Source organism: Spirulina sp. CCNP1310 (assembly GCF_034932185.1).
Classification (GTDB): Bacteria; Cyanobacteriota; Cyanobacteriia; order Cyanobacteriales; family Spirulinaceae; genus Spirulina.
Genome location: NZ_JAYGHW010000093.1, coordinates 89,619 through 95,857, shown reverse-complemented (window position 1 = coordinate 95,857; position 6,239 = coordinate 89,619). Strand labels below are relative to the sequence as shown.

Annotated in this window: 4 protein-coding genes and 1 tRNA gene; 4 read left to right on the top strand and 1 reads right to left on the bottom strand. The window is 52.9% G+C overall.

Annotated elements, in window-relative coordinates; genetic code table 11:
- Positions 1-348 precede the first annotated feature (348 nt).
- Together VB712_RS17365 and VB712_RS17360 are read left to right on the top strand one after the other, a co-directional pair.
- A tRNA-Gly gene (locus tag VB712_RS17365) sits at positions 349-420 on the top strand.
- 219 nt (positions 421-639) lie between these two features.
- Complete coding sequence (locus tag VB712_RS17360; RefSeq protein WP_323257014.1) at positions 640-1,914, top strand: tetratricopeptide repeat protein; 1,275 nt, start codon at positions 640-642, stop codon at positions 1,912-1,914.
- 146 nt (positions 1,915-2,060) lie between these two features.
- Here VB712_RS17360 and VB712_RS17355 read toward each other — a convergent pair whose 3' ends face one another.
- A complete protein-coding gene (locus tag VB712_RS17355; RefSeq protein ID WP_323257012.1) occupies positions 2,061-2,921 on the bottom strand; it encodes a M48 family metalloprotease in 861 nt (286 codons plus the stop codon).
- 374 nt (positions 2,922-3,295) lie between these two features.
- Here VB712_RS17355 and VB712_RS17350 point away from each other — a divergent pair, with 374 nt between their 5' ends.
- Both VB712_RS17350 and VB712_RS17345 read left to right on the top strand, forming a co-directional pair.
- On the top strand, positions 3,296-5,863 hold the full coding sequence (locus VB712_RS17350; protein WP_323257010.1) for a DUF3536 domain-containing protein: 2,568 nt from the start codon (positions 3,296-3,298) through the stop codon (positions 5,861-5,863).
- Positions 5,864-6,001: 138 nt separating this feature from the next.
- Complete coding sequence (locus tag VB712_RS17345) at positions 6,002-6,232, top strand: addiction module protein (RefSeq protein WP_323257009.1); 231 nt, start codon at positions 6,002-6,004, stop codon at positions 6,230-6,232.
- The last annotated feature ends 7 nt before the right edge of the window (positions 6,233-6,239 follow it).

The window sequence follows — 6,239 nt, the reverse complement described above, 5'->3', positions numbered from 1 at the left end:
GGGTGAGGGGTGAGGAGTGAGGAGTGAGGAGTGAGGAGTGAGGAGTGAGGAGTGAGGAGTGAGGAGTGAGGAGTGAGGAGTGAGGAGTGAGGAGTGAGGAGTGAGGAGTGAGAAGTGGTATCCAATTGGGTTGTGTCGTTGATCTGCGTAGGAGCGAAATTGAGAATTTTGCGCCCTTCCCCGCCTACAGTGTTGCACGATCTGATTCAGCGGATTCGAGATCAGGAGTGGGAAGTGAGGAATTCCGTTGCTCTCTCCTCACTCCTCTATTCTCTCTCCTCAATTTCGGTTTTTCCCTTGACAACTGCCCAATCCCTCTGTTAGATTTATGAAAGTCTGAAAGCAAATGCGGGTATAGCTCAGTGGTAGAGCGTCACCTTGCCAAGGTGAATGTCGCGCGTTCGAATCGCGTTACCCGCTTGAAAAATTTCTAGTCGGAAAGGAGAGCATCACGCTCTTTTTTTATGGGCAGAATTCATCCGAGGCCAGCCTGATTTCATTCCTAGAGTTTTGTGATGATCATCGAGAATTTAGACAAGTAGCGTTAGGCTAAAGGAGGGGAGATTTATCAGGGAGTAACCATTCACCACAGAGCATTAGGGGTAGTCTGGGCTGAGATTAAACCCATCGGCTTTAGCCATGAATCATGAACGCTATTTAGCTTATTTGGAATTGGTGAAGCAATTGCTCCACAGTCCGATGGATGCCGAGGAGAAGATTTTAATCGCGGCAAAAGATTTAGTGGATTGGGGTTTGGTGGAAACCATTGCCCAACTGCTCCGGGATGAATCGCCGCCCCGCTATAGTCCGGATCAACTGGAGGCTTTGAACGATCGCCTCAAGCATCATCCCCTCCTTGCCACTGTACCCTCGGAAGCGGTCATCCATCTCAAAACCAAACAGGAGGCCGATCGCCTCCTACAGCAGGGCATTGAATGCTACCAAAATAGCCAGTTCAAGGCGGCCCTGCAAACCTGGCAACAGGCCCTTGGCCTTTATCAAGAGATTGGCGATTTCCAGGGGGAAGCCAATGTACTCAGCAATTTGGGCGTGGCGTTGCAGTCCTTGGGGCAGTATCAGGCGGCCATCGAACGCTATCAACAGTCCTTAGTGGTGCAGCGGGAAAGTGGGGATTGGCGGATGGGGGCGACGGGGAGCCGGCCCACGGGTCAACGCTGGGGAACGGTTCAACACCATGATCAGGGGGAATACCGCCTGGCGATGAAGTTGGCGGTGGATCATTTTGAAAAGCATTTGCATTTGGCCCAATCCATTGGCGATCGCCTCGGTGAAGCCAAATCCCTCACCAATTTGGGCAGAGCTTACCATGCTTTGGGGCAAAACCGCGAAGCCATTGATTGCTATCAGCGATCGCTCCTGATTCGCACCAGTATTCAAGACCACCAGGGCGTGAACGATACCCGTTTTTTATTGGCTCAGGTCTATGAAGCCACTAATGCTTATGAATTGGCGATCGCCCATTACCAAGACTATTGCCGCCAATACAATGCCCCCCGACCCAATTTGGATTTTCATGATGCCTTGGTGGGGTTAGCCAATGCCTATGCCTGTTGCCAAAACGATGAGCAGGCCCAACGCACCTATGAACAGTTGTTACAAATCAGTTCTGAACTGGAGTTTGATCAACACCGGGCCATCGCTTGGAGTGGTTTGGGCAATTGTGCATTGCGGCGGGGCAATTATCAAGCCGCCCTCAGTGCCTATCAGGAGGCGCTGATTTTGAAACAACAGTTAGGCGATCGCTTTGGGGAGGCGGTGGCCTTAAATAACCTCAGCAAGGTTCACAACACCCTCGGCCATTACGATCTCGCCCAAACCTACCAACAGCGATCGCTGGCCTTAAAACGGGACTTAGCACAAGAAAACCCGGCCGCCCATAGGGAGCCGGGGTAAAGGTGAATGACGTTAAAATCTCTGGTTGCTGTGGGGGCGTTGGCGTAAGCCTGCCGGAGGCACAAAAATCCTTCGCCCTGATTTAAAAGGGTAGGGGCGAAAAATCTTTCGCCCTGATTTTCGCCCTGATTTTCGCCCCCAAGGGTCTAGAACATCGTCAAAGTTTGACCTTCCAAAGCCATCAACCGCTCAATGCGATCGCCCGTGCTGGGATGGGTCGAAAACAGTTTCGTCAGTAAATTACCATCACTGCCCCCAAAAATCAGCAGGGGTTGAAAGGCGGGATTGCCTTGCATCGGTTGCTTTTGGGCGGAACGCTCTAAGCGTTGCAGGGCATTGGCCAGGGCGCGGGGGTTCCCGGTGAGGCGAGCCGCGCCAGCATCGGCGGCAAACTCACGGGTGCGGGAAATGCCCAGTTGCAAAATTGTTGCCGCGATGGGTGCAATCAAGATGGTCAGGATTAAGCCAAAACCATTGCCTTCGCGATCGCGACTCCCCCCGAAGAACCAGAGGCTATAGCTAGCCATCTGCGCCAGGAAGGCGATCGCCCCGGCAATGGTAGCCGCCACCGCTTGGGTGAGCGTATCGCGATTCATGACATGGCTCAATTCATGGGCTAACACCGCTTCTAGCTCATCCGCCGGGAGCAGATTCAGTAATCCTTCAGTGACAGCGACGGCAGCGTGTTGGGGGTCGCGGCCCGTTGCAAAGGCATTGGCGGCGGGGGTAGGGACAAGATAAACCGCAGGCATCGGAATATCTGCCCGTTGGGCCAACTGGGCAACCATGCGATGGAGGTCAGGGGCCTGGGCTGCGGTGACGGGTTGCGCCTGGTAGGCAGCGAGGGCAATTTTATCGGAATAGTACCAAGAGCCTAAATTGGTGACGGCGGCGAGGATCACGCCGAGGAGAATACCCCCAGTGCCGCCAAAAACACTGTAGCTAATGCCAATCAGCAGCGCACTGAGTACGGAGAGGAGGATAAGCGTTTTTGATTGATTCCACATCGTCTTTTTCCCGGTTGTCTTGGTTCCCATTGTAGCGATCGCCCCTCCACCCCTCCTAGGGGAAAACCCGATCCTCAACCGTCCTAGGGAAGGAGAGAGGAGAGAGGATAAAGAAAAGAGGATAGAGAAACGTTAACTGTCTCCCTCACCCCCCACTCCCCACTCCCTCGTAAAAAAAAATCATCGATTCGTTAAGAAATTGATAAGAACGACAGCATTTTTGAGCTTTGCGGTTCACTAGAGATCAGTAGCAAAAGCCGGTTTTCAGGGTCAATCCACAATTTCCACAGGCTGGAAACCGTTCAAGGGGAGGGTGAACGCTGTTTTTTGCCCTATTCCCATCAACTACAGTGTTTTCCCGTCGAGTGATTTTTATGAATACAGAACTAATGTCCAATCCAACCCCCATCTGGCAAGAGGAACAACAAGGAGCCGTGGCTACTGGCGTTTATATTACGATTCATGGACATTTTTATCAGCCACCCCGGGAGAACCCCTATTTAAACGTCATTGAACGCCAACCCAGCGCCTACCCCTTCCACGACTGGAACGAGCGGATTTTATACGAATGCTATCGCCCCAACGTTTTCGCCCGCATCCTCAATCAGCGGGGGGAAGTGGTGAGTGTGGTCAACAATTTTGAATATCTGAGCTTTAATGTCGGGGCAACGTTAATGTCTTGGCTGGCCAAGCATGATCCGGAGGTGTATCAGGGCATTATCGACGCGGATCGTAAAAGTGCAGCAAGGCTCAATGGCCATGGCAATGCGATCGCCCAAGTCTATAACCACATCATCCTCCCCCTCGCCAACGAGCGGGATAAGTACACCCAAATCCGTTGGGGAAAAGCCGATTTTCGCACCCATTTTGGCCGGGATCCTGAAGGGATGTGGCTCGCGGAAACGGCGGTGGACTATGCCACCCTCGAAGCCTTAGCTAATGAGGGGATTAAATTCACGATCCTCGCCCCCTCCCAGGCGGAACAATGCCGCCCGATGCCAACAGCAGACAACCCTCACCCCGATTGGCTAGGGGTGGGGGGCGGCCAAATTGACCCGACGCGCCCCTACCGCTGTTTTCTAGCCAACGGTAAGCATATCGATATCTTTTTCTATGATGGCCCCATTTCTAAGGGGATGGGCTTTGATGATGTGCTGGCCAGTTCTCAGCATTTAGCCGATCGCCTCGGTCAAGCGGTGCGGGGCGATCGCCCCTCTCAACTGATCTGCGTTGCCACCGATGGAGAAACCTTCGGCCACCACAAGGCGGGAACGGAAAAATGTCTCGCCTATGCCTTTAGCCAAGAGTTCGCCCATCGCCATTGGCAGGTGACGAATGTGGCCCATTACCTGAGCATCTGCCCCCCGACCTGGGAAGTGATCCTCAAGCCCGTGACGGCTTGGAGTTGTATGCATGGGGTGGATCGTTGGCAGGATGATTGTGGTTGCGGCGGTGGGGGGAATTGGACGCAGAAATGGCGCAGGCCCCTGCGGGATAGCTTGAATTGGCTGCGCGATCGCCTCGCGGCCATTTACGAAGACTACGGCCGCAAATTCTTCCATGATCCCTGGTTAGCGCGGGATGAATATATTCAGGTGATGGGCGATAGGTACGCGATCGCGGATCGCAGCCCCGAAACCACCGTCCATTTCCTCTACCGTCACCAAGCCCATGCCCTTGATGACATGGAGCAGGTGGACGCGCTACGGCTCTTGGAAATGCAGCGTCAAGCCTTGTTGATGTTCACCAGTTGCGGCTGGTTCTTTGATGAACTCTCCCGGCCTGAAGGGGTGCAGATCCTTCGCTATGCGGCCCGGGCCGTTGAATTAGCCGGGGAAATTGCCGGGGTTCAGCTTGAGCCGGAATTCCGCCAACGGCTTCAGGCGGCCCCTAGTAATGTGGAGCATTTCGGCCATGGAGGCCGGGTTTACGATGAGTTGGTGGTGTCATCGCGGATCACGTTTGAGCGGGTAGCGGCCCACTATGCAATCACGTCCTTATTCACTAACTACAGTGCAGAAGACCGGGTTTATTGCTACGAGGCCAAACAATTGGACTACCACAAGCAGCAGATGGGCAACCAAGTGCTGGCCATCGGTCATCTCCAATTGGTCTCGGAAATTACCCGCGAATCGAAGGAGTTTATCTTTGCGGTGCTCCATTTGGGGGGCTGGGATTTCCACTGTTGTATTCAGCCCTTTATTGGGCGGTTAGCCTATGCCCAAGTGAAGGAGACGCTGTTTAAATCGATGCGCGAAGCCAGTGTCGCCACGACAATGTTTGAAATGATGCGGGTGTTTGGCGATCGCGTTTTCAGTCTCGAAACCCTTTTCGCTGAAGAACGGCAATGGATTATCCAACAAATTGCCGACAAGAGCAAAACCACTTTAGATCAACTCTATCGCCAAGCCTACCGGGATAATTACAGCATCCTGCGGGCGTTCCACCGGGAAGAATTGCCGGTTCCCCAAGAGTTGCAGGTGGCGGCGGATATTGCCCTTTCCTATCGTTGTTTACGGCTGTTGGATGAATTAGACAGCAGTAGTGATCCGGAGGAAATGGATCGGATTCTGGCGGAACTGGATAGCACAGCCACAGAAGCGGAAAGTATGCACGCCTCGTTAAATCTACCCGGAGCAAAACATCTACTAGAGGCACTAATTTTGCGCTCCCTCGATGCTCTCCTGTTTGGGAAAACCAGTGCAACGGTAGGCGAAGATCAGCGGCGCATTGAAGGGATGATCGATGTAGGCGATCGCCTCAATGTCGGTCTTTCCCTTGATCGCGCCCAAGAACTCTATTTCCGTTGTTTCCATGAGGTCATTTTGCCCCAATGTATGGAAACGGAATCGGGGTTAGTCTGTCCCTGGAATCAGGATCAGATGCCGCTGTTGTTGGCTTTGGGTCAACGGTTGGCGGTGGATGTGAATACGTTTTTATAGGGCGCGTTGCTCTGTTCAAGAATGTAGGTTTAGGGGGGCAATGGTTACACTAACGCAGATTGCCCCCCTGCTTTCGGGGAAAGCGAATTCCTAGATCTTGATAAGATGATGAGTAGGCTTAGTTTTTTGTGAGGTACTATGCGTTCAATTGAGCAAATCACTCAGGAATTACTGTCTCTGCCGAATGAGTCGAGGGCATTTCTCGCAGATAGATTAGTGGAAAGCCTAGAATTCGACGCTGATTCAGCAATTCAGTCGGTTTGGGTTATTGAAGCCAAGCGACGCAGGGATGAAGTGCGGAATGGTTCCGTTCAGCCAATTTCAGGGGATGATGCTTTGGCCCAAGTCAGACGGCTAATTGAGCAATGAGGTATGG

What these genes read in the sequence shown, in the direction of transcription:
- VB712_RS17350 (WP_323257010.1), top strand. Translation starts at nt 3,296, where the DNA reads ATGAATACAGAACTAATGTCCAATCCAACCCCCATCTGGCAAGAGGAA.
- VB712_RS17355 (WP_323257012.1), bottom strand. Translation starts at nt 2,921, where the DNA reads ATGTGGAATCAATCAAAAACGCTTATCCTCCTCTCCGTACTCAGTGCG.
- VB712_RS17345 (WP_323257009.1), top strand. Translation starts at nt 6,002, where the DNA reads ATGCGTTCAATTGAGCAAATCACTCAGGAATTACTGTCTCTGCCGAAT.
- VB712_RS17360 (WP_323257014.1), top strand. Translation starts at nt 640, where the DNA reads ATGAATCATGAACGCTATTTAGCTTATTTGGAATTGGTGAAGCAATTG.